This window comes from Cloacibacillus evryensis DSM 19522, from assembly GCF_000585335.1.
GTDB classification, from domain to species: domain Bacteria; phylum Synergistota; class Synergistia; order Synergistales; family Synergistaceae; genus Cloacibacillus; species Cloacibacillus evryensis.
In genome coordinates this window covers 3,256,783-3,279,843 of sequence record NZ_KK073872.1, presented here as the reverse complement: position 1 = coordinate 3,279,843, position 23,061 = coordinate 3,256,783, and the positions used below count along the sequence as shown (strand labels likewise).

General features: G+C 49.9%; 18 protein-coding genes. 13 read left to right on the top strand and 5 right to left on the bottom strand.

Annotated features, from left to right (window positions below; all coding sequences use genetic code 11):
• Window positions 1-148: 148 nt before the first annotated feature.
• Together CLOEV_RS14650 and CLOEV_RS14645 are read right to left on the bottom strand one after the other, a co-directional pair.
• Entirely contained in the window at window positions 149-1,321 is a 1,173-nt protein-coding gene (locus CLOEV_RS14650) for a M20 family metallopeptidase (RefSeq protein ID WP_034444681.1), read from the bottom strand.
• The gene (locus CLOEV_RS14645) at window positions 1,308-2,480 is read right to left on the bottom strand and encodes a PucR family transcriptional regulator (RefSeq protein ID WP_034444678.1); all 1,173 of its coding nucleotides are present in this window, start codon (window positions 2,478-2,480) and stop codon (window positions 1,308-1,310) included. Before CLOEV_RS14645 ends, CLOEV_RS14650 begins: the two co-directional genes overlap by 14 nt.
• Window positions 2,481-2,940: 460 nt before the next feature.
• Between CLOEV_RS14645 and CLOEV_RS14640 the strand changes: the two genes are divergently transcribed.
• From CLOEV_RS14640 to CLOEV_RS14585, 12 genes are all read left to right on the top strand, one after another.
• Window positions 2,941-4,086, top strand: a complete 1,146-nt coding sequence (locus tag CLOEV_RS14640; protein ID WP_245591143.1) for an ABC transporter substrate-binding protein — start codon at window positions 2,941-2,943, stop codon at window positions 4,084-4,086.
• Between the two features lie 70 nt (window positions 4,087-4,156).
• Window positions 4,157-5,800, top strand: a complete 1,644-nt coding sequence (locus tag CLOEV_RS14635) for an amidohydrolase (protein ID WP_034444676.1) — start codon at window positions 4,157-4,159, stop codon at window positions 5,798-5,800.
• A gap of 37 nt (window positions 5,801-5,837) precedes the next feature.
• Complete coding sequence (locus CLOEV_RS14630; RefSeq protein ID WP_034444673.1) at window positions 5,838-6,719, top strand: branched-chain amino acid ABC transporter permease; 882 nt, start codon at window positions 5,838-5,840, stop codon at window positions 6,717-6,719.
• 9 nt (window positions 6,720-6,728) lie between these two features.
• A complete protein-coding gene (locus CLOEV_RS14625; RefSeq protein WP_034444670.1) occupies window positions 6,729-7,604 on the top strand; it encodes a branched-chain amino acid ABC transporter permease in 876 nt (291 codons plus the stop codon).
• 5 nt (window positions 7,605-7,609) lie between these two features.
• Entirely contained in the window at window positions 7,610-8,380 is a 771-nt protein-coding gene (locus tag CLOEV_RS14620; protein WP_034444667.1) for an ABC transporter ATP-binding protein, read from the top strand.
• 2 nt (window positions 8,381-8,382) lie between these two features.
• The gene (locus CLOEV_RS14615) at window positions 8,383-9,111 is read left to right on the top strand and encodes an ABC transporter ATP-binding protein (protein ID WP_034444665.1); all 729 of its coding nucleotides are present in this window, start codon (window positions 8,383-8,385) and stop codon (window positions 9,109-9,111) included.
• A 43-nt stretch (window positions 9,112-9,154) separates the two neighbouring features.
• Window positions 9,155-9,937, top strand: a complete 783-nt coding sequence (gene allE, locus CLOEV_RS14610; protein WP_245591142.1) for a (S)-ureidoglycine aminohydrolase — start codon at window positions 9,155-9,157, stop codon at window positions 9,935-9,937.
• 27 nt (window positions 9,938-9,964) lie between these two features.
• Window positions 9,965-10,981 carry an aspartate carbamoyltransferase gene (locus CLOEV_RS14605; protein ID WP_034444663.1) on the top strand — a complete coding sequence of 339 codons (1,017 nt, stop codon included), beginning with the start codon at window positions 9,965-9,967 and terminating at the stop codon, window positions 10,979-10,981.
• Window positions 10,982-10,998: 17 nt separating this feature from the next.
• Window positions 10,999-12,357: an allantoinase AllB gene (gene allB, locus CLOEV_RS14600; protein WP_034444661.1), complete on the top strand. Its 1,359-nt coding sequence runs from the start codon at window positions 10,999-11,001 to the stop codon at window positions 12,355-12,357.
• 28 nt (window positions 12,358-12,385) lie between these two features.
• Complete coding sequence (locus CLOEV_RS14595; RefSeq protein ID WP_245591140.1) at window positions 12,386-13,570, top strand: pyridoxal-phosphate-dependent aminotransferase family protein; 1,185 nt, start codon at window positions 12,386-12,388, stop codon at window positions 13,568-13,570.
• A gap of 100 nt (window positions 13,571-13,670) precedes the next feature.
• Window positions 13,671-15,026 carry an allantoinase AllB gene (gene allB, locus CLOEV_RS14590; protein WP_034444659.1) on the top strand — a complete coding sequence of 452 codons (1,356 nt, stop codon included), beginning with the start codon at window positions 13,671-13,673 and terminating at the stop codon, window positions 15,024-15,026.
• A 34-nt stretch (window positions 15,027-15,060) separates the two neighbouring features.
• Window positions 15,061-15,537 (top strand): NanQ anomerase/TabA/YiaL family protein, encoded by a 477-nt coding sequence (locus tag CLOEV_RS14585; protein ID WP_034444656.1) that lies wholly within the window; start codon window positions 15,061-15,063, stop codon window positions 15,535-15,537.
• A 198-nt stretch (window positions 15,538-15,735) separates the two neighbouring features.
• Here CLOEV_RS14585 and CLOEV_RS14580 read toward each other — a convergent pair whose 3' ends face one another.
• Together CLOEV_RS14580 and CLOEV_RS14575 are read right to left on the bottom strand one after the other, a co-directional pair.
• A complete protein-coding gene (locus CLOEV_RS14580) occupies window positions 15,736-16,821 on the bottom strand; it encodes a Coenzyme F420 hydrogenase/dehydrogenase, beta subunit C-terminal domain (protein WP_034444654.1) in 1,086 nt (361 codons plus the stop codon).
• Complete coding sequence (locus CLOEV_RS14575) at window positions 16,805-18,169, bottom strand: MATE family efflux transporter (RefSeq protein ID WP_008708805.1); 1,365 nt, start codon at window positions 18,167-18,169, stop codon at window positions 16,805-16,807. Before CLOEV_RS14575 ends, CLOEV_RS14580 begins: the two co-directional genes overlap by 17 nt.
• A gap of 162 nt (window positions 18,170-18,331) precedes the next feature.
• Between CLOEV_RS14575 and CLOEV_RS14570 the strand changes: the two genes are divergently transcribed.
• Window positions 18,332-19,183, top strand: coding sequence for a MurR/RpiR family transcriptional regulator (locus tag CLOEV_RS14570; protein WP_008708807.1), 852 nt, complete (start codon window positions 18,332-18,334; stop codon window positions 19,181-19,183).
• Between the two features lie 162 nt (window positions 19,184-19,345).
• On the opposite strand, the gene CLOEV_RS14565 is transcribed toward CLOEV_RS14570, so the two are convergent.
• Window positions 19,346-22,330 carry an autotransporter outer membrane beta-barrel domain-containing protein gene (locus CLOEV_RS14565; protein ID WP_034444651.1) on the bottom strand — a complete coding sequence of 995 codons (2,985 nt, stop codon included), beginning with the start codon at window positions 22,328-22,330 and terminating at the stop codon, window positions 19,346-19,348.
• Window positions 22,331-23,061 lie beyond the last annotated feature (731 nt).

The following is a 23,061-nucleotide window of genomic DNA, read 5'->3' as shown; positions in this document are numbered from 1 at the left end:
TGGCAGGCTACAGCGCCGCAATTTAAGGATACACTAAAAACATGGGGGGTTTAAACAAAAAAGGCTGCTTTACCGCATGGGGCATCTGTCCTTCAGGCAATTTCTCCACATCTCCAGAGTATATTAAAAATATGAAACTGCCACGGCACTAAAAATTAGCATCATGGGTCCGGATATACTTTACAAGCACGTTGGCGACCGAGATCACAGATTTCAGCGATACCTTCTCATTAACCGCGGAAGAATACTCACCAGGGCCATAAATAATAAAGGGTACGCCGGTTCGGGGGATGACATGTGCGGCATCGCCGAAAATATTCAGACCGGTAAGGACGCTTTTCTTATTCATTGATGACAGCGTTTCCGAAAACCTTTTTACCATCGCAGAATCCTCCGGGATGTAGACGCTGTTTTGTATTTTAAGGATCTCTATTTTTACACTGATGCCGTCATAGGTTTTTGATAACTCTTTAGCAATTTTGTTGTATAAATTGATAATGGATTCTGGATCCTGATAGGGCATGAACCTTATGTCAATCGTGGCCGCCGCGTAAGGCGGTATCTGATTGACCTCTCCCGTCCCACTGTTGAATTGCGTGATTGTACAGCTGGGCAGCCCAAACAAAAGGTGTTTTTTGTTTTTTTTCCCTATTACCTCCTTACGAAGGCGCTGACAAAATGCAATAAGGGCTTCAACGGCGTTTGTGCCGCTTGAAGGAGATGCCGAATAACTTGTGGTTCCAGTCACCTCTACTTTTGTCCACAGGGCGCCCTTTTGCGATATGCCGATTTTTTCTTTTGTTGCGCTGGTAAAAATTGCTTCAACAACACCATTAAGGTAGCCTTTTTCTGCTATTTCGACGGCACCCAGCCCATCTCCTGTGCCGTCTGCCGTGAGGCACATCAACACCGACAATGGCGGGGGCGGCGTCCTGCTAAGTTCCATCATGGCCAATATTGCCGAAGTTACTCCTCCCTTCATATTCGCCGCGCCTTTCCCGTGGACCGCGCCGTTTATATAATCGGCGGAAAAAGGAGGGTGTTCCCAACGGTCCATGCCAATATTTTTTACCGTATCCAAGTAACTAAAGACAGCAATCTTTTTATCTGGTACCCGACCTTTGATTTCGACGATCAGAGATCCTCTGTTGCCGCCATGATCGATTACGGACATTTCTGTTTTCGGCGGAAAGAGAGAGGCGATATATTTTACGGCATCCATCTCGTATCCCTCTGTATGGTTCGTGCGTATCCTGATAAGCTGCTGCAAGATAGCCAGCGCGTTATCCGCGGGCTGAGAGGTTTCTTTATTTTTCCTCATTGGAAAATCCTCTTTCCATATAAATTTTGTAGAGCCTTAAAGCGATGGAAATGTCAAAACGCGTATCATGGCTTTCAATATCGTACCCGCCCTCCGTCAGGATATCACGGATCTTTTTATAGCGGTACTTTATGGTATTGTAATGGCATGACAGAGATTCTGCCGTACCTGCTAAATTCCAGTTATTTGCGTCCAGCCCGCCCAGTGTCTCTATTAAATATTCATATTCCAGAAATGGTGAGAGGATTTCATTATGAAAATCGATCGCATCCTGAGTGGCGGCGCATCGCCCTATTAATCTGAAAGCGCCGGTATCCGTCCAAAAGATGATATCGTTTTTTTTATTAGAATAAATTTTCGCGTAAAGAACAGACTGAGATGCCTCATAATAGCTTTTTTTCAATGAAAGCAGCGAAGGATATATTTTCCCGCACCCCCAATATGGGATCTTGTCACAGAGCACCTTTTTTCTTGAAATTTCCAAATTTACCTGATCGGCTATCATACGTATATCCTTTTCCAATATTTCAGCCGAGGTGACCCTTTTCAACGCGAGAATACACGAAAAAAGTGCGCCATCGTGATATATGTACGAATCAGGGTAAAAATTACTGACTTTGTTGGTGAGAAGTTCTTCTATATACACTTCTTCCTCCTTTGTGACATGTGGGAAGTCGGCGGATAATACCACCATGCTCCAGGGGAATTTTATTGAAAGCAGCCGAAGGCGGCTTGACAAGGATTCCTGCGTCGTGATTTTGCCTGATATAAGTTCTGAAAATAGATTGCTTGTTATCCGTGCTTCGTGAGTTTTTTTTGTTATCGTTTGCCTCAGCAACAACTTAATTGCCAGCAATACTGTCTCGGTAAGGTTTCTGCTGTCCTCTGACAGTTCCGTAATCTTATCGACAATTAAATAACCACGCACGACGCTGTTTTCTGTGATTTGACGGACCTTATACCTTTTTGCCGTTTCGCGCAGCGGACACGACCTAACCGTGCTTAGAAATTCCTGCGATTCGGAGTAGGCGATAGTCTTTAATGTAATGTTATCCCTGTATGAAAAACTGTTGCCGGAGATTAAAAAAGCCTCTTGCAAGACGTCGCTTATTTCTGTCTTTTCCAGAAGACTTACCATCTTGTCAGTCGTCCATATCATTATGATTTTCCCCCTTCGCGCTGCAAAAAGATAATAGTATTATATCAAAATCAGGATTTTAGAGGACTATTTTTTATCTGATATAGACATATTTCTCGTTGACATTTGTCCTGTATTTCCGATGACAAAATAGGTACGCCATTATATATTTAGTTGCATGAAGTGATTATTGTACAAAGGTATTTAGCGGCATTTAATTGAATTACCACTGTTTTACCCCCTCCTTGGTTATTCATGGGAAGTGTGTAGCCAAGGCAATTAAATGATCTGCTGCCAGAAATTTCCAATTGTTCCAGCCTGACAGAAAGGAGGGAGAATATAGGGGCAGAACTATATCTCATTAATGTTTTACAAAGAGACACAGTGTCCGTAGACCGGTTTGGTATGAGTGTTTTGTTTTTGTAGGACAGATAGCATGAAAGTTATTCAACGACCTTGATTTAAAATGGAGGAGATTTGTGTGAAAACAATAAAAAGAGCGTTGACAGCATTAAGCCTCGTTTTGATTTTCGTCTCTTCAGCAATGGCGGCAGATACCATCAAGATCGGATTCTTGGCATCATTAACCGGAGAAGGATCCACCTTTGGACAGGAGCAGGTTCGGGGTGCCAATATCGCGATAGACGAAATCAACGCTGCGGGTGGAGTCAACGGAAAAAAGCTGGAGTTCATAGTTTACGATGACAGAGGAAGGCAGGAAGACGTAATCGTCTCCGCCCGCCGTATGATCGATGATGGCGTACAGGTTTTGGGAGGCGCGAATAGCAGCGGAATGGTAATGGCGCTGGCACCTATACTTGAAAGGGCCCGTGTCCCGCTCGTTTCTCCATTTGCTTCCAATCCGGCGGCAACGTTCGATGCCAAGAAAAAGAAGGTTCGCCCGTATGTGTTTAGGCTCTGCGCAACGGATCCTTGGCATGGAACAGTTATGGCCGACTATCTTTTTAAGAAATTAGGAATCAAAACAGCCGCGCTGCTGCATGACGTAGGCAGTGAGTCTTCGGAAGGTGTAAAACAGTTTTTTGTCGAGCGTTACACGCAGTTGGGCGGAAAAGTATTTTCATATGGCTACAGGTCTGGAGACGTTGACTTCAGAGCACAATTGACAAAGGCTAAAGCTACTGGCGCCGGCGCCCTTGTAATGCCTTCCATGTATAAAGAAATGGGACTGATGGTAAAACAGGCGGCGGAACTGGGCTGGAAACCGGCCCTGTTGGGAGGCGACGGTTTTAGCATGACGATGTACGAGATAGCCGGCGATACGATGAATAACAGTTACTGGTCCAGCAATATGGACTTAGAGGACAAGAACGTTCAGTCAGTTTTGGCAAAATATGAAAAAAAATACGGTGCAAAAGAGGCCGAATATACCAGCGTAGTCATGGCATATGACATAATGTACGCAATTACGGACGCTCTTAAGAGGGCCGGAAAATATGACGGAGAAAGCATAAAGAACGCCCTCGAAAAAACTAAAAACCTCCAGCTCGCTCATTTTAAACTTACAATGGATCCGGCTACACACGACCCTCTCGCAAAGCCGCTCGTCATTCAGCAGTTCCGCTCTGGAAAAATGTACTACGTAGAGACGTGGACGGTTAAGTAAAAGGAGTTTATCGCGCAGATAATTTCAATTGACCTGATAGAGAGATAGATTTTTTTGTGAGGTGGATATCATGACTGTTAGTAAAAATAGAATAGCGTTCTTTAATGGAAAGATCAGACCATTTGCAGATCATAGGCAGGCGGAGGCAATACTTATCGACGAAGGAAGGATTGCCGCTATTGGTCAGGCAAGTCATGTTCTGGCAAACTGTGATAGTTGCGTACAAAAAGTAGACCTTAAAGGGCGTACCGTCCTCCCCGGGTTTTATGACAGTCACATCCACCTCATGGAAACTTCTAAGGTTATGGATGAAACGTGGCTAGGCAATGTCAATTCGATAGGTGAAATGATTGAAATAGGCCGTAAAGATGCCGAAACAATTCAAAGTAAATCTGAATGGATTTTAGGCAGAGGCTGGGATCAGGAAAAATTCCCAGGCAAAGCCTACCCCACTAGGCATGATTTAGATAAAATAAGTTCTGACCGTCCCATCCTTTACCAGCGTTGCTGCGGCATCGTCGGCGTCCTTAATACAAAAGCGCTCGAGATAGCGAAAATTGATGAAAAATTTAGTATAAAAGGCGGCGTTGTTGACAAAGATTCCGATGGCAACGTAACGGGGGTCGTTCGCAGAGAGGCTCTTGATGGCTGGGTAAAAAAACTGCTTCCCAAAATCACACCGGAAAGATCGCGATTCCTTTTAAAAAGGATGACGCAGCTGGGCGCGGCGGCGGGAATGACATCTGCACAGTCGGATGATTTGATCATGGTTCTTAATGATGTGGATTTTCTTGATGACGCATATTCAAAATTGGCGGCGGCGGGAGAACTTTCATTAAGAGTAGGGCAGCAGTATTTGCTGAGAAATATGGATATGCTGAATCCATTTATTGCCCAAGGGCGCAGAACCGGCGATGGCGGAGAATTGTTCTACACCGGCCCGTTAAAAATTATAGTTGACGGCTCTCTAGGATCAAGGACGGCAGCTCTTGCGGAGAGCTACTATGACGCACCGGAGACGAAAGGGCTTTTCGTCCATAGTGATGAAGAACTTTTAGAGATGATGACTCTTGCTCATATTAGCGACATGCAAATGGCCATTCACTCTATCGGGGACGCGGCAAGTACCAAAGTTCTCGATATTATTGAATCTCTTCAGAAAAAACATGCAAATCCATGGAAACATCGCATAGTTCATTGTCAAGTCGGAAATCAGGAAATTTATAAACGTATGGCGAGGCTGGGAGTCAATGCCGACGTACAGGCACCCTTCGTCGCGAGCGAATGGCGTTGGGTCAAGGACCGGGTTGGAGAAAAAAGGGAAAAAGAAAGCTATGCATGGAAATCTCTTCTCGATGTAGGCGTAGAATTGGGAGGAAGCAGCGATTCTCCTGTGGAACCGTTTGCCCCGCTTTGGGGGATACAGGTTGCAGTCACAAGGACGAACGCGGAGGGCCTGCCTGTAAATGGATGGCTGCCCAATGAAAGCCTGACGGTTGACCGTGCGCTTCGTATGTACACGCTGGGCTCAGCGGAGGTCTGTGGCGAATCAAAGCTAAAGGGAACGTTGGAAAATGGAAAATATGGGGACATGGTGATTTTAAAGGAAGATCCTTTCTTGGTGAAGCCAAACGAAATAGCCTCCATTCCCGTTGACATGACGGTTATGGGCGGTCGCATCACCTTTGCGGGAGATTCTTCAATAAGCATCTAGCAAACATTGCCGCACTGTTTTATGGAGGGTTAAAATTATGGAAATACTGCTTCGCCAGATACTAAACGGTCTATCTTTAGGTTCAGTATACGCGCTTATCGCAGTCGGATATTCTTTGGTATATTCGATCCTTCTCTTTTCGAATTTTGCACATGGTGGTTTCTTGGTGATCGGCGGTTATATTTGCTATTATGCGATGCTCTCCGCCGGCATGGATATTGCCACAGCCGCCATATCTGCAATGGTTGGAGCCGGCGTCGTCGCGGTGTTCACAGACAGGCTCGCATACAGGCCCATAAGGGAACGGTCATCCAGGACCATATATCTGATGATCGCTTCCATGGGTATAAGTATTGTTATTGAGAATATTTTCGTCGTATCTGTTGGCGGAAGGTTCAGAGCGCTGCCGGCTATTTTCCCCAGCGGGAGTATTAATTTAGGCGGGGTTGTAACGGCAAGTTACTTTGATTTGTTCTCGTTGGTAATCTCTGCCATTTTTTTGGTGATACTGCAGCTTTTCCTCATAAAAACCAAATGGGGGCTTGCAATAAGGGCTGCCGCTTATAATCTTAGAACTGCCGGTCTAATGGGAGTAAATGTAAATCGGTTAATAGCAATAGTGTTTTTTGTTGCCGGCGTATTGGCTGCCGTCGGAGGCATCTTCTTATCTGCAAGATACACGCTCTATCCGCAGATGGGAGGAATTACGATCAAGGCCTTTATCGCGGCTGTCATCGGAGGCCTCGGTTCTTTGCCGGGCGCTGTAATAGGAAGTCTGGTGCTGGGGCTTGCCGAAATGCTGACCACCGCATATATTTCCAGTCAATTCCGTGACATTCTAGTTTTCTCACTGCTTATTTTGACGCTTCTCTTTAAGCCTACAGGTTTCTTCAATAAACAAATTGGCGAGAAAGTGTAGGTGGGCTGTATGTCGGGATACATGGAGGGAATCATCGCTCTTCTTTGCATCAATTGCATTGCCGGCATGGGGGTTTCTCTGCTTACTGGTTTTACCGGTATTTTCTCTTTAGGGCACGCGGGATATATGGCTATAGGGGCCTATACTGCGGCGGTCATGACTGTTGAATACTCTGTTCACTGGTTTCCAAGCGTTGTTTGCGGCGGTATTTTATCAATGATCGTTGGGTGGCTTATAGGTATCCCGACATTGAAACTAGAAGGAGACTACTATTCCATCGCTTCGTTAGGTTTGGGAGAGACAATCCGGCTTCTGATCGAAAATGGCGGTTCCGTCACGAACGGAGCGCGGGGCTACCCAGGAATAGACGCTTTTACAACGGTGCCGGTAGCACTATCATTTTTGGTTTTCATGGCGGCCGCGATGTTTTTTCTAATCGACGGCAACTATGGCAGGGCTTTCAAGGCCTGCAGAGACGACAGTCAAGCCTCATCGCTGCTTGGATTTCACACTGCGCATTACAGAGTTTTTAGCTTGGCAATATCGGCGTTCTATTGTGGAATAGCCGGAGCTTTGATGGCAGGCTATATGTCTTTCGTTCAGCCAGTAATGTTTGACTCCGCGAAATCTACGGAACTGGTAGCTCTGGTTGTTTTCGGCGGACTAGGATCAATGAGCGGAAGTCTTGTAGGCGCGACCATCCTTACGTTAGTCACGGAACTTTTCCGGCCGATGTCAAAATACCGTATGTTGGTATATGGGATGGTGTTGGTATTGATAATGGTTCTGAGACCTTCGGGAATCATGGGTAAACATGAACTCACCCCCAAACATATAAAGGAGTTTATTGCCGGTAAAAGAAAACTTGCGGCGGCGGGAAGGTGATTTGTATGAATAATGAAATACTGAGATTGGAAAACGTCAACAAATCATTTGGTGGGGTACACGCCGTAAAAGACATAAGTATGACAATCGCACAAGGAGAACTTACCGCCATCATTGGCCCCAACGGAGCCGGCAAGACGACGATATTCAATCTTATCTCCGGTGTATATAAAGTATCTTCAGGCAAAATCTTTTTCAATGGCAAATCTTTGCTCAGGTTTAGGCCGGATCAGATTGTTAGAATGGGGATATCGCGCACATTCCAAAACCTCAGGCTTTTCAATGACGCGTCTGTTTTGGAAAACGTGATGACGGCGATGCAGCAGCAGCAAGAATATTCTTTCCTGGAGGCGGTGAGCCACCTGGGACGCTGGAACGGCAAGGAAAAGGCTACCAAAGAACGGAGCATGGCATTGCTGGAAAGGGTAGGTCTGGTGGATCGTTACCTGCAGGAGGCGGGGACTTTGCCATATGGCCTTCAAAGGCGTCTCGAAATGGCACGCGCGATCGCTCTTGAGCCGGAACTGCTCCTATTGGACGAGCCTGCCGCAGGTATGAACGCGGAAGAGATCGAACAGCTCAACGAGCTGATACTTAAAGTGCATTCTGATTTCAACCTGACGATCCTGTTGATAGAGCATCATATGGAGCTTGTTATGAAAATTTGCCCGCATATCATCTGCGTTAATTTTGGTGCGAAGATAGCGGAGGGCACTCCTAATGAGATACAAAACAACAGGGACGTCCTCGTTGCTTATCTGGGAGAGGACGATTAGCGATGAAGGACAAAGCTGCGCTGCTTTCCGTGAATAACCTGATGGTCAATTACGGTGCTATCCAGGCTTTGAAGGGTGTGAACCTGGATGTCTACCGCGGTGAGATAGTCGCCGTGATCGGTGCCAACGGAGCGGGAAAATCAACGCTGATGAACGCCATAATGGGAGCTGTCCCGCGGGCCGGCGGGGAAGTGTTTTTAGATGGGAAACTGCTCCCTAAAGAAAGCTTCAACATTGTCTCTGCCGGTATATCTCTGTCTCCCGAGGGACGAAAGGTTTTTGCGCCGCTGACGGTTATTGAAAATCTTAATATGGGAGCCTTTCCTATAAAAAACAGAGAAGAGATCGCATCTGAAATGGAAAGTATTTTTAAGCTTTTTCCAAGACTGAACGAGCGAAGGGCGCAGTATGCCGGCACCCTGTCAGGAGGGGAGCAACAGATGTTGGCGATAGGCAGGGCTTTGATGGCAAAACCGCGCGTCCTTCTGCTGGATGAGCCCTCTTTGGGCCTGGCTCCTATCATTATCAGCGAAATATTCAAGGAGCTGACCGAGATTAACAGGCAGTTCGGCACGACCATACTGATCGTTGAGCAGAATGCCAGAAAAGCGTTGCTGTTGTCGCACCGGGCCTATGTTCTCCAGACGGGGCAAATCATCATGGAGGGAAATTCCTCTGACCTTTTGCACAATAAAGAGATCGAAGAGGCTTACCTTGGCGGGAGTCGCTAGTCTATTTGTCAATACAAATAAAAATATAGAGGAGAGATTGTAAATGGGAAGAATTGGTTACCCAACTGAACCTTTGTCGACAAGAGCAGTCATCAAGCATGGAGTATATTCTGTTATTCCGCCGGAAGGCAGAGTGATAAATACCCTCCCTGGTTTTGAGGGGTTTGCGTCAACGATCCTAGCCTCCCCCAAACTTGGAGCAAGTTTTGTAATGATTGTCTCCGAGGTTGCACCGGGAGCAAAGACAACTATGCCGTGGGGCGGAGACGGGATCGAGACGTTTGTTTATTTTATGGATGGAGAAGGAGAACTTACTGTAAAGATCGAGGACGGAACTGAAAAATTACAGCAGGGCGGATTTGCATTTTGCCCGGCCGACAAAGGGCTGGAGCTCTTTAACACGTCCGGCGGGATATTCCGGGTGATTTTGTATAAGCAGCGCTACATTCCCGTTAAAGGCGTGCCCCTGCCCTCCCCGGTGATCGGCAATATCAATAATGCCAAGGAGATGAATTATGCGGAGATGGATAACGTCTTTTTGAAAGATTTCCTGCCCGTCAATGACATTGCCTTTGATTTCAACTTCCACATCCTATCATTTGATCCTGGTGCCTGCCATCCGTTTATTGAGACCCACGTACAGGAGCACGGGGCGTACGTTACCTCGGGGGAGGGTATCTACACGCTGGGGCCTGACCGTGTGCATGTCAAAAAAGATGATTTTATTTTCATGGGCGCGTATACGGAACAGGCGACGTACGCGACGGGCCGCGAGCGGTTCAGCTACGTATATTCAAAAGACTTCAACAGAGATGTGGAACTTTAAAGAATAAATGTGTTAAGGAGAGCAGAGATGACACTTCCAAGAAGTTTTGCGCCGGTTAATATCGCAGATAAATTAGAAGAGACCGGAATGCGGGGAAAAAATTTTATCTTCCTCACAGACTGGAAACGCGAGCAGCTCATAAGCCTTTTTGAGGCGGCTCAAATGATAGAGCCCTTCTGGAAGCACCGACTGAACTTGATGAATAATAAAGTTTTAGGGACAATATTTTTCCAGCCGAGCACGAGGACGCGTTTTAGTACCGAAGACGCAATGGTAAGGCTTGGAGGCAGCGTGCTTTCAGAATCTAATCCGCTTCACAGCTCGTCAACCGCCAAAGGCGAGTCCCTTTTTGATTATCTGCGGACCGTATCGACCTATGCTGACATAATCGGATTGCGTCATTATGATGACGGAAACGTATTTCGTTCTCTGGAGGGAGCCACGGTACCAGTGATAAGCTGCGGCTGGGGAAATGTTACGCACCCGACGCAGGGGATACTTGACCTCTACACATGCTATCGGGCCTTTGGAAATTTTGAAGGGATGAAGATCATGATCGCCACGCCGGATCTTTCAAGGGCGAGGAGCGGACATTCTTTCGCTATGGGGCTTGCCCAGATGGGAGCTGAAATCATCTATGTCGGTTCAAGTAAAAATAAGATGCTTCCTTTGGTGCAGGACAAGCTGAACGAGGCCGGAGCGAAATACGAGATATACAACGATTTGAGCAATGCCGAAATCATGGATCTGATGGCAGGCTGCGACGCCTGCTACCTGCCCGGCTGCAGTGTGCCCAAGGATAATCCCGAAGACCGTGCGGCATTCCTGGATCTGATAAAACCATTTTACGTTACGCTTGAAGGACTGGAAACGATAAAAAAGAAAAATGGCAAAAGGGTCGGCATCATGCACTCTCTGCCGCGGAACGACGTTGAGTTTGATCCGGCGATCGATAACAGCGAATATCAGCTCTATTTCCAGCAAATGGCCTTCAGCGTGCCTATAAGGATGGCTTTGATCGCCGCAATGGTGGGCTTGAAATAGCCTTTCAGGAAAGAGATATGTTTGACCTTGTGCTGAAGAACGGTATGGTCGTTACCCCTCAGGGCGTCATCCTCTCTGATGTTTGCGTAAAGGATGAAAAGATCGCCGATATAGTTTCATGCGGAAGATGTCTGCCGGCGGTGTCCACTATTGATGTCGGCCGCAAGTATCTGTTCCCGGGAGTCATTGACCTGCATGTTCATTTTAATGATCCGGGGCTTCCTGATCGGGAGGATCTTCGTACCGGCACAATGTCCGCCGCCGCCGGCGGTGTGACGACGGTGGCGGACATGCCTCTCTCCGGAAACCCGACGATAATCTCATCTGCGGCGCTTACCCGGAAAAAGGATGCGGTTCTTGAAAGAGCAGTCGTCGACTGTGCCCTATGGGGCGGGCTGGTAAATGACAATACGGAAGACCTGGCGGAAATGGCAGCCGCGGGCGTTTGTGCCTTCAAAGCATTCACCTGCTGTGCGGGGGACGATTTTCCTTATGTTACCAGAGATATCCTTCTTAAAGGAATGCTGGAAGCGGCGAAGCACAATTTTTTGATAGGCGTCCATTGTGAAGATGAGGAAATTATCAGCGCGATGGAGATCGATGCCAGATCATCGGGTAACAACAGCGTAAGGGACTTTCTCTGTGCGCATCCTCCAATTTCCGAAGAAAAGGCGGTGGACATGGTTTTAGAGGCCGCCGAAATCAGTGGTGCCCGCGTTCATATTTGTCACGCAACCCTTCCCAGTGTGGTGAGGAAAGTGACCGCCGCCAAAAGCCGGGGAATCAAGGCCACGGTGGAGACATGTCCTCACTACCTGATTTTTACCGAAGACGATCTTGAAAAACAGCAGGGATTTCTAAAATGTACGCCTCCCGTGAGAAAGCAGGATGACGTGGAGGGTATGTGGGAGATGCTGTTGTCGGGGAAAATTGATATCGTAAGTTCCGATCATTCTCCTTCGACATTATCTCAGAAAGTATCGCCGCGCGGCAATTTTTGGGATGTTTGGGGAGGAGTAACCGGAGTTCAAACGCTCTTGCCGATTCTTTTCAATTATGGAGTAATAAAAAGAGGGCTTGGTATAGAGGAACTTGCACAATTAACATCCACAAAAGCGGCCAAAATATTTGGACTTTGGCCTCAAAAGGGGGCTATTGCCGTCGGGTGTGACGCAGATTTCTCGGTCTTTGATCCGGTGGCAAAATGGACGGTCTCCCAAGAAAAACTTTTTTATAAGAACAAACACACTCCATACCACGGAATGGAGATCACGGGGAAGGTGGTGATGACATTCGTAAGAGGGAAATGTGTTTTTGATAACGGCGTCATCAATTTAATACATGGTAAGTTGTTGGATTGCAACAAGAAAAATTAATGTCTGAATGAAGGGAGCCGAACACAAGATGGAACTGAAAACAGGGATGACATTACCGCTGCGTAAGACAGCAGAAAAATTACTTATGGGCCCCGGACCCTCCAACGCCGACCAGCGCGTGCTGCGGGCGATGAGCGAACCAATGCTTGGACACCTTGATCCCGATTTCCTTGGGATCATGAATGAGACCAGGGAACTCCTCAAATACGTTTTTCAGACGAAAAACGAGCTCACCATGGCGATGCCTGGAACTGGAAGCGCCGGCATGGAGGCCGCCTGGGCCAACACGGTACTTCCGGAGATGAAAGTCATCATCTGCGTCCACGGTGTTTTTGGGCAAAGAATGACCGACGTCGCCTCCCGCTACGGAGCCAATGTTGTCGTCGTCAGCTCGCCGATGGGTAAACCCATTGACCCAGCCGACCTGCAAAAAGCCATCAACGACAACCCCGATGCGAAGGTCGTCGGTATCGTCCACGCTGAGACCTCCACTGGCGTCCTGCAGCCGCTCGACGAAATATCCAGGCTCGTACACGAAGCAGGAATGTTCCTGCTTGTTGATTGCGTGACTTCCCTCGGAGGCGTCGAAGTCCCCGTTGAGAGGCTTAAATTTGATATGACATACAGCGGGACCCAGAAATGCCTCAACTGCCCTCCTGGCCTGGCGCCGCTGACCGTTTCCCCACGCATGGGTGAATGGATAAGAAATCGCTCTGTGCCCGTCAAAAATTGGTACCTTGACCTTAACATGATAATGCGCTATTGGGGAGAAGATCGTTTCTACCACCATACCGCGCCGATCAACATGACCTATGCGCTCAACGAGGCGCTGCGTATCATCCTCGAAGAGGGAAACGAAAAGCGCTGGCAGCGTCACTGGTCCAACGCGCGGCTCTTCTGGAAAGTACTGGAGGCCATGGGGCTGAAATTGGTGGTGGAAGAACAATACCGCCTGCCGAGCCTGACCACTTACTACACCCCTGAGGGCGTGAATGAAGCGGTGATACGCAAATATCTCATGGATAAATACAACATAGAGATCGGCGGCGGCCTTGGCGAACTCAAAGGGAAAATCCACCGAGTCGGACTTATGGGAGTCAACTCGAACCCCGCAAAAATGGCGTTGCTGACAGTGGCGCTCTGCGACGCATTCAACACATATGGATACAAATGCGACACAGGCGCGGCACTGGAGGTTCTGTCTGCGAAATAGCTTCAAAATTAATGAAATTGAATTTAGATGGCGCAGTTAGTTTATACGCCATCTAAATTTTTGATGCAAAGGATGACTGCCGTAAATTGGAGGTGTGCAAGTGTATGATTTGATCGTCTCGGGTGGAAAAATTGTACTTGAGGAAGAGGTCGTTTGCGCAGATATAGGTGTGAAAGATGGTAAAATCACCGCCATGAGGGAATTGCCTTCTGATTGTGCCGCTGAGGTTATTGACGCTCAGGGAAAATATATTTTCCCTGGACTGGTGGACTGCCATGTGCATCTCAACGATCCTGGGTTTACGTGGCGTGAAGATTTCAACGCAGGCACCTCCGCGGCGGCGGCCGGAGGGGTTACAACGGTTATCGACATGCCCCTCCAGAACGAGCCCCCGCTGTTTAACCTAAACGCCTTTTCAAAGAAAATCGGAGTTCTGTCCGGCCGTGCTGCTGTGGATTATGCGTTTTGGGGCGCCGCGCTTGACTACAATATCGACGATATAAAAGAATTGCACAAAGCCGGATGTGTGGCATATAAAATATTTCTTGGTCCGGTGTCGGAAGATTACCAGACTCTTGGGGAAGAGACCATAGCAAAGGTCGTTGAAGAGGTTTTAAAATTTGACGGTCTGATCGGCTTCCATGCGGAGGATTACTCCATTATCAAGGGCGAAGAGAGTAAATTTTTTAATAAAAATAATTGCGGCTGGCGGGATTATTTAGCCACAAGACCGGTATCCGCGGAACTTACCGCCGTAAAAAATGTTATCGCGCTGGTAAGGAAAACTGGAGTCCGCGCCCACATCTGCCACGTAAGCCATCCGGATGCAGCGGAACTGATCGGATCGGCGCAAAGATGCGGCCTGCCGATAACGGCAGAAACCTGTATGCACTATCTCATCTTTAACGAGACGGATTTACTGACAAAAGGGCCGCTTTTTAAATGTGCTCCACCCCTAAGAGCCGCCGACGAGCAAAAAAAGTTATGGGATTACGTTGTCAACGGTGTTCTGTCCGTCATCTGTTCAGACCATTCCCCCTGCATGGAGGACGAAAAAGATGTTTCTCGGCACGGGATATTTGGCGCGTGGGGAGGAATAAGCGGACTCCAAAGCACAATGCAGTTATTCTTTGAATATGCCATAAATCAAAGAGGATGTTCTCCAACGCTGCTTGCCAGAGCTCTGTCCGCGAATCCGGCGAAGATCTTTGGCCTATACGGCCAAAAAGGCGCGGTCAAGGTCGGTTATGACGCGGACCTCGTTATATTTGATCCCAACCTGCTGTGGCGCATCACAAAGGATTCCCTGTTCTATAAAAATAAAATATCCGCCTTCACCGGATTATCCGGCCGCGGTTTGCCAGTCAGAACTATTTTGCGAGGGAAGACAATTTACCTATACGGCGGAGGCGGCACCGTTTTTTACGACGGGCGTCTGGTTACACCCGAAAGCTGACGCATCGTCGTATATTGGGAGGAGGCAAAATCTGATGATCAGAACCACCATAACAGATATTAAAAGATATTTTTGTCAGGGGAGGGGGATCGAACAGGCCGTTGATTTTATCAATAATAATGACTTGGCCGCTCTTGAGCCGGGCCGTTATTCCATAGATGGTACGAAGGTCTTCGCTTTGATACAAGAGGTCTGTACGATGCGGCCCGAAGATGCGCCTTTTGAAAACCACCTACGCAGTGCGGACTTGCAGATGACACTTTCCGGCGATGAGTGCGTAGGCTACTGCCCAGTATCGAGATTAGAAAAATTCGGGTGCTATGATGCCGCTGCGGATGTTCAGAATTATACCGGGCAGGCGGATTGCGTCATGAGAAATGAAGCCAATAAAAGTATCGCCATTTTCTTCCCGGAGGACGGACACCAACCCTATGTGGCGAAAGGTACCCTTCAGTCAATAAAAAAAGTTGTCATAAGAATCGATATGGAGTATCTCAATAGCGGAAAATAAAAATAATGACATGCCTCAATTACCGCTTTTATAATGATATGACCTGAAACCGCCCCCACCTTATCCGCAAAAGTTATCCGCATGAAGGGGAAACCATTGCCGAATGCCTTTTAACGTGGGAAAGGTTGGCAAAGAAAACCGTCCCTTTGTAAGAGAATAGGTGGTCAGTCAAGCGTTCTTTGAGGCCGTGCCGTTTTCTTACAGCGCCGCCTTCAGCCCTTCGCGCCGCAGCGTCTCCCAGAACGCGGCGCGCTCCGGCGGGAATTTGCCGGGGGCGCTGAGCCGCTGTTGTTCGGCAGTTATCTCCGCTTCCGGCCTCTCCGAAATATTCATATCTTTTGAGATCGCCTCCAGCATCGCCGCGCCCTTGGGCGTGTTCACGATGACGAGCGAGACGCCGCGGCTGTCGTAGAGCTCCGGCGCCTGTTTTTCGATGCCGAAGCAGTCGGCGATCGTCATGTCCGAGGCGCGGCGGGTGTCGGTGAAGCGGCATTCCGCGCACGAAGGGCGCGAAATGGCCCTTTTGCGAATGAAGAGGTCGTAGAAGCGGCCGTCTTCCAGCCATTCATCTGAACCTTCAATTTTGAACATAAAGCCCTTATTGCTGTTTTCCCTGCTCCAGGGGTATTTTTTTGAGCGGAACCGCGCCGCCGTGACCCTGCCGCCGTGTTCCTCCTCCAGCAGCCGCTTGTATTCCTCCCAGACCAGCGGGCTGGGCACGCTGTGGCAGATGACGTCGCAGACGAAAAGGTTTTCCGGCTCTCCGTCCAGAAAGGAGCGCAGCCCCGCGCACTGGCAGGGCGTGCCGGTGAAGAGCACGGGCCTCTTTGCAAGAGTTTCTTTTATTATCGAATATACCTCGCCGACGTCGCTCTGTACATATTTTGAAAACCGCATGCGGTCGCGTCCTTCGGCGCTGCCCGTCACGCGGTGCAGTACGCGCAGGCCGTCGTCGAAGTCCGCGCCGCACACGGCTCCCCCCTGATTTAGGATGACGTCCGAAATCGCCGTGAAAGCGCCGCCGGAGGTGGAGTTCATGAGCACCTCTTCGGAGTCGTGCGTCGCCGCGAAGAAGCGCGGCTCGCCGCTTTCTTTGCGGTTGCCGTCGATGCGCAGCGGACATACCCTGACGCAGAGCCCGCAGCCGACGCACAGTTTATCATCCGCTCGCGGGTATAAGAACCCTTCCTCATCGGACGCCATCGTTATGGCGCGCCGCGGGCACTTGGCCTCGCAGGCACGGCAGCCGCAGCACCTTTCTTTGCTTTCAAAAATCGATTCCATACTTATTCATCCTTTCGCCGGCGGGAAGGGCTTCCGCCTTCAGGTATTTGAGATATTCGACAAACAGATACGCGGTCATCAGCGCCCATCCCGCGCCGGTCGCGGCGGCGACGGCGTTTATACCCATGGAGCCGGCTAAAATATAAGTCAGGACGATGCGCGTCGGTATCTGTATCAAAGTCGCGTAGAGAGTGACGTCCATCCTCCCGATGCCGCGGAAGAAGCCCTGGAAGGTGTTGCAGCTGGCCGAAAGCAGATAAATGACGCTCATGAACTTCAGGTACTTAGTCCCCATCGCTATCGCCGTCGTTTCGACGTCGCCCAGGAACATCGATACCAGCGTGCGGGCCATGAGGAACAATATCAGCGAACAGGCCGCGGTACAGCCGTGATTGACGTACGCCGAGCGCAGGACCCCCTTCCTTATCCGGGCATCGTTCCCGGCGCCCCTGTTCTGCGATACGAACATCATCAGAGAGCTGGTGAGGCTTTCGTTGGGAGCCAAAACAAACTCGTCTATGCGGCAGACGGCGTAGAAGGCCGCGATGGCGTCTATCCCCAACGGGTTGACGGCGCCCTGCAGCAGGAAGATGCCCACGTAGATCACGGCCTGCTGCACGCCCGAAACTGAGCTGTAGGAGGCGGTTGTTCTCAAAAGCGGGAGACTTATCCTGAAGGAGGCGGGGTCGGGCAGCAGCAGCGGCAGCTTCCGCTTTATATAGATCAGGCAGAGCAGTACGGAAACGGCCTGCGATATCACCGTTGCCAGGGCCGCGCCTTCCACGCCCATGCCCAGCCTGCCGACGAAGGCGACGGCGAGCGCGATATTCATCAGCGAGGAAAAAATCAGGAAGAGGAGCGGCGCGGTCGATTCGCCCACCGCGCGCATCGCCGACGACATCAGGTTGTAGAGGAACGCGAAGAGCAATCCGGCGAAGATTATCCTCAAATAGGAGGCGGCCTGCGGCATGATCTCGGCTGGAGCCCTGGTCAGGCGCAGCGCCGGCTCGACGCAGAACATCCCCGCGGCTGTGAGCAGAACGGTGAAGATCAGGCCGGAGATGACGGAGGTGGAGATCTCTTCTTTTAATCTCTTCTCGTCGCCCGCGCCGAAAAACTCCGCCATCAGCACGGAGGCTCCCATCGTCATCCCCAACAGGAGGAACATCATGATATTAATGACCGGGATCGCGGTACCTGTGGCCGCGAACGCCGCTTTGCCGAGGTATCTGCCGACGACGACGGAGTTGATGACGCCATACAGCTGCTGGAATATATTCCCAAGCATCAGCGGGACGGCAAAGATCACCATCTGTTTCGTTATATCTCCCTTGCTCATGTCGCGCATTTTTTATCTCTCCGCTTATGGTTTTATATAATCAAAAAATCTTAAATACGATTTATAAAAATCATAATAACAGTGTTTTGGTTTTTGTCAAGCAGAAAATATTTTGTATGATTTTATAAAATCATATATAATGACAATAGTGATGAAGGGGGAATCGTAAGGATGAACGGAGCGATCGAAGAACGCGTGGCTGCCGCAAAGCTGACGGAGAATGACAAGAGAGTTTTGGATTTCATTATGGCGAACCGGAGAACGGCCTGTTTTCTCACCTCGAACGAGATCGCGGCTCAGCTCGGCGCGAGCCCCTCGTCCGTCGTGCGCCTCTCGAAAAAGCTGGAGTATGAAAACTTCTCGGCCTTCAAACGCGCTTTGCAGGAGGAGGTGGCCGGCGCTCCGCGCTTTGAGGCGCTGCCGGTGCCGCACGAAAGGATAAAGGAGTATGAGAACCTGCCCGACGAAGAGATATTGGCGGCCTATATGGACAACGTGCAGAAAAACCTCCGCGGCGACACGAACGCGGAGAACAACAGGAAGATAATCGACGCCGCCGACATTATATTGCGCGCGCGCCGCGTATTCATCGTTGGTTTCCGTACCTGCGCCGGTTTTGCCTCGACGGCGGGAGTGATGCTCACCTGCGTGCGTCCCGACGTTTTCGTCGTAGGCGGCGGAGCGCCGCTGATCGATTCCCTCATCGATATTACGAAAGAGGACGCGATGATCGCGATCTCCTTCGCCCGCTATTCGAGCGAAACGGCCTTTGCCGCGCGGATGGCCCGCGACGCCGGCTGTCCCGTGATCGCGATGACCGACAGCTATGCCGCCCCCGTCGCCAAAGGCGCGGCGAAGGTGATCATCAGTAACAGCCGCAATATGGGCTTTTTCGATTCCTACGTCAGCTTCTTCTCCAACATGGAAAAGATACTCGTCCTCGTGAGCAAACGAAACAGAAAGGGCAACGAGGAAAGGCTCATGAAGATGGAGAGCTATCTGCGGATGACGGGGCAGTATTAATGAAGTTATGTATCATGATGGTTTTGCGGCAAAAAACCGAAGAGGGCCATCTTCGAGAAGCAGGCCCTCTTCGGAGTTAATTGTTCAGTAGAACTTTTTGTCAGCGCCGTACTATATGATTTTTCGCACTATCCTGCCTTATTTTTGTTTTTTGCCGGTCTGTCAAATTTCAAACGAAAGCCCGAGATAGACGGCAAAGGGTTCCGTATATTTTGAACCCGCGGAATGCTGGAACCTCGCGTTTATGTATTTTCCCGGAGCGTATCTCCAGTTCGCGCCGATTCCAAAGATACCATATCCTCCGCCGAAGCTGTGTTTAGTTGAGAATCGGCCGCCGTCCATTATGAAATCCGTATCGCCGCCGTACTCATGAGAGTACGAGGCGTCTCCGTATAGGTTGAGCATCGTTCCGTTCGCCAGTTCCCATGTGCGCCCCAATTCAACACCGCCGCGCAGGCGGAAGTAATCGCTGCCGCTTACCTGTACGTCGATCCCGCTGTTGGTCTTGTAGTCTGCGCCGTCCACTCTGTTCCATGACGCCTGTATCTGAGGTTCCCAGTACCAGCCTGCGGCCGCCGCGCCTTCCTTTGCGGGCTTGATTTCAAACTTCCTTCCGACCTGGAGAGACAACCCCCAGCCTTTTTGTTTAAAATCTCCCGTGACCGTGTCAAATTCAAGGATCTGCTTTGTGAACGGGTCAGGTCTCGTTATCTCATAATCGTTCTTGTATCTATTATACTTTGCGATGCCTACGGCGTAGAATCCGTTGTCCGCCCTGTATATGCCGTACAGAGAGGCGTGATACGAATCCATCCTTGACTCGCCGATGCCGAAGTCCATGTCACGGTTGTCTTTGCCGTAACCGAACATGGCGCCGATCCATAGCTTTGTATGTTCGTCGCCGGTTTCTACCTTCCTGTCATAGCCGATAGTTCCCGTTTTATAGGTGCGGTTGTCCGTATAGCTCCCGCTGTCCGCAAAGTCATAGCTGTTCTTGTTTACAACGCCGGTAAACCAAAGGCCTCCGTTGTACATGTCGTCTCTGTATATCCCCATGCGTCGAAACAGTGTGTTCACCTCGGTGTCCCAGAGGTTGGGATGGTAGGAGGCGGATGCGATCCCGTATCCCGTGGAGGTGAGCCTCTCCGTTGAGGTGGACCTCCTTAAATACCATTCCCGGCCGGATGCCGTAGGCGCGTCGCCCAGTTCGTAATACCAGGCGCCGGCCGCGACTCTTTCCCCGGTAAGCGTGAACCGTGCGCCGTTGTTGCTGACGGCGGTCACGAGCGCGCCGGAACGCTCGGCGGTGCCGGCTCTTACCGGTATGGCCGTGATCGTCGTTTCGCCGCTTATTTTCTCCGCCTCAAGCCGGTCTCCCGTTTGGCCGTCGATGTCAGCCCTCATCACAAGGTTTCCGCCGGCGCCGACATAATCTTTTGCGCTGACCTTGATGTAGGATGCGGACGGCTTGCCGGGATCATGCGCAAAGTTGACTGTGCCGGCATTGCGGAGCCCGGTTACGAAAGAGTTTCCGGTAACGTTCCACGCGGCGGCGGAGGCTCCGACGTTTATGTCCAGTTTCCCAGCGATGCTGCCGCCGGCGCCGTTGAGGCCGGAACTTCCCGTGATATAAGATCCCGCGGCGTCCATATTTATATTTACCTTTGCGTCTTCCATGGCAAATATGTCTCCGTCTATCTTGACAAGGCCGCCGCCTGCCCTGTTGATGTTTATTGACGAACCTGCGCCGCGGGCGGCGACGGCGCAAGAAACGGGGTTATCCCCGACGCGGATCGCCGCGCCGCGGTTAAGATTCACCGTTCCGCCTGAGGCGGCGGAAACGCCCTCCGCGCCGCTTCCGTTTATCTTCGCCCGCAGGCCGCCGTCTATATTTACGGAGCCGTTTCTACTGGCATATACACAGACCGCGCCGTCCCCGTCGGCCGATGCCGCAACGTCTTTGCTTATATTGACCGCGCCGCCGCCGGCAACGACGGCTAAGGAATTCTTTCCGCTGATGGCCGCGTTTACATTGCCTTCCGCGTTGATGGTGCCTTCTGTCATGGCAAGGAGGCCGTATGTGTCATCTCCGCTCATTTTGACACTTACATTGCCGTTCGCCGTCACGGCCCCCTTATTTTCAGCGAAGACGGCGGCGGCCCTGTCCCCGTTCGCGCTGTTGACAGCGGTATCTCCGTGCAGGTTAAGCTTTCCCATACTGCACCAGAGAGAGCTTGCCCCGTTTCCGCTGGTTGTGGAGAGCAGGTTTCCGCCGACATTTACCATGCCGTCTGTGCCTGTAACATAAATTCCGCCGGCATACTTGCCGGAGGCGGAAACGTCTACGTTGCCGCTCACGTCCAAAGTACCGTTATTGGCCCATACGGCATGGGCCGATTCGCCGCCGGTCTTGGCTTTCACGTTTCCGCCGCCGGTTACTCTGCCGTTTTCTTTAATATAGAAGCCGTACCCTCGCGCTCCGCCGGTGACGATGTTTATATCTCCGGAGGCATTTATCGCACTGCCCGCCATATTCGCCGCCACGCCGTAAGCGTCATCTCCGCTTGTCTTTGCGGTTATCTTTCCTCCGGCATTGATCACGCCGCCGTTGATGCAGTCTACTCCGTATGAGGTAGCCCCCTCTGTCGTTACGGTTATGTTTCCCGCGGCATCTATCTTTCCTTCATTAACGGAAATACCAAATGCGGTCTCGCCCTGCGTCATAACATCGATATCTTTTTTGACGCTTAACCGCCCTTTGGAAAGGACGTAAACACCATGTCCATGGCGTCCCGTGGTCACAACGTCCAGGTTTTTGCCAACATTTACCATGGAGTTACCATCGACCATGACGGCATAAATCCTGTCTGCGCCGCTTGTTTTCACAGTTACGGTCCCGTCAACATTCATAATGCCGCTGCCGCCTGCGGCTATGCCGTTCGACATAAAGCCGTCGTATTGGCCTCCGCTTGTGGATGCCGTCACGTCGCCGCTCACATTTATCTTGCCGCTACCTTGGACCCAGAGGGCGCGCGCCGAGTCACCGTTCGTGACGGCGTTTATGTTCCCGCCAACGGATATTGTGCCTGTATCGGTGTGGATACCGTTTGACTGACTGCCGTTTGTCGTTACGTCGACAGATCTCACGGTTAACCGACCGCCATTTTCGGCACACAATCCATCGGAATATTCACCATTTGTCTGAACTTTTGCCAAGCCGGTAATGGTAATAGAGGAACCTGAACCACCGACGCTTATGCCAGGGGAGCCCTTGCTGCCTGTCGTGATATCCGCCGAACTTACGGTATGGTCTCCGTGGAACACCAACCAACTCGTGTCGTCCGCTGCGGAGCAGCCAGATGGGGGAGAGAAGAAAAGTGTAAACAAAACCAAAAGCAGACACAGCAAAGAGTACATTATTTTCGAGAGTTTCATGTATTACCTCACTTTTTTGTTTTTTGAAAAATTACTTAAAATTCAAAGCTATATCGTGTAAATTACATTCTAAATGCTATCATCTATTTCACATATAGCCATAAAATATTAAGTGACAAACTTAATTCGATATATATATATATCCGGAGGCCTTATAAACGCAAATTAAAAAGGTCTCTCTTGAATATGACTTAATGCGCATTTGTTTCTTACATATCGATAAAACGATAAAATAAGCGGTATTTTGGCGAAGTGTGATCTTGTTATACTTTTTAGCCATAAAAAGTTGATTTATAAGCAACTCTATTGTAAGAAAACCGGCCTCACGGCTGTGGTTTCAGATAATGTCTCTAAAGAATACCTCCTCGTTTCTACAGGTCACCGGCCCCGCCCTAGTCCCTTCACGAAAACAAGCCTTCATTACATTGCCGCGGACAGTTCTC

What these genes read in the sequence shown, in the direction of transcription:
- CLOEV_RS14650 (WP_034444681.1), bottom strand. Translation starts at nt 1,321, where the DNA reads ATGAGGAAAAATAAAGAAACCTCTCAGCCCGCGGATAACGCGCTGGCT.
- CLOEV_RS14645 (WP_034444678.1), bottom strand. Translation starts at nt 2,480, where the DNA reads ATGATATGGACGACTGACAAGATGGTAAGTCTTCTGGAAAAGACAGAA.
- CLOEV_RS14635 (WP_034444676.1), top strand. Translation starts at nt 4,157, where the DNA reads ATGACTGTTAGTAAAAATAGAATAGCGTTCTTTAATGGAAAGATCAGA.
- CLOEV_RS14630 (WP_034444673.1), top strand. Translation starts at nt 5,838, where the DNA reads ATGGAAATACTGCTTCGCCAGATACTAAACGGTCTATCTTTAGGTTCA.
- CLOEV_RS14625 (WP_034444670.1), top strand. Translation starts at nt 6,729, where the DNA reads ATGTCGGGATACATGGAGGGAATCATCGCTCTTCTTTGCATCAATTGC.
- CLOEV_RS14620 (WP_034444667.1), top strand. Translation starts at nt 7,610, where the DNA reads ATGAATAATGAAATACTGAGATTGGAAAACGTCAACAAATCATTTGGT.
- CLOEV_RS14615 (WP_034444665.1), top strand. Translation starts at nt 8,383, where the DNA reads ATGAAGGACAAAGCTGCGCTGCTTTCCGTGAATAACCTGATGGTCAAT.
- allE (WP_245591142.1), top strand. Translation starts at nt 9,155, where the DNA reads ATGGGAAGAATTGGTTACCCAACTGAACCTTTGTCGACAAGAGCAGTC.
- CLOEV_RS14605 (WP_034444663.1), top strand. Translation starts at nt 9,965, where the DNA reads ATGACACTTCCAAGAAGTTTTGCGCCGGTTAATATCGCAGATAAATTA.
- allB (WP_034444661.1), top strand. Translation starts at nt 10,999, where the DNA reads ATGTTTGACCTTGTGCTGAAGAACGGTATGGTCGTTACCCCTCAGGGC.
- CLOEV_RS14595 (WP_245591140.1), top strand. Translation starts at nt 12,386, where the DNA reads ATGGAACTGAAAACAGGGATGACATTACCGCTGCGTAAGACAGCAGAA.
- CLOEV_RS14585 (WP_034444656.1), top strand. Translation starts at nt 15,061, where the DNA reads ATGATCAGAACCACCATAACAGATATTAAAAGATATTTTTGTCAGGGG.
- CLOEV_RS14580 (WP_034444654.1), bottom strand. Translation starts at nt 16,821, where the DNA reads ATGGAATCGATTTTTGAAAGCAAAGAAAGGTGCTGCGGCTGCCGTGCC.
- CLOEV_RS14575 (WP_008708805.1), bottom strand. Translation starts at nt 18,169, where the DNA reads ATGCGCGACATGAGCAAGGGAGATATAACGAAACAGATGGTGATCTTT.
- CLOEV_RS14570 (WP_008708807.1), top strand. Translation starts at nt 18,332, where the DNA reads ATGAACGGAGCGATCGAAGAACGCGTGGCTGCCGCAAAGCTGACGGAG.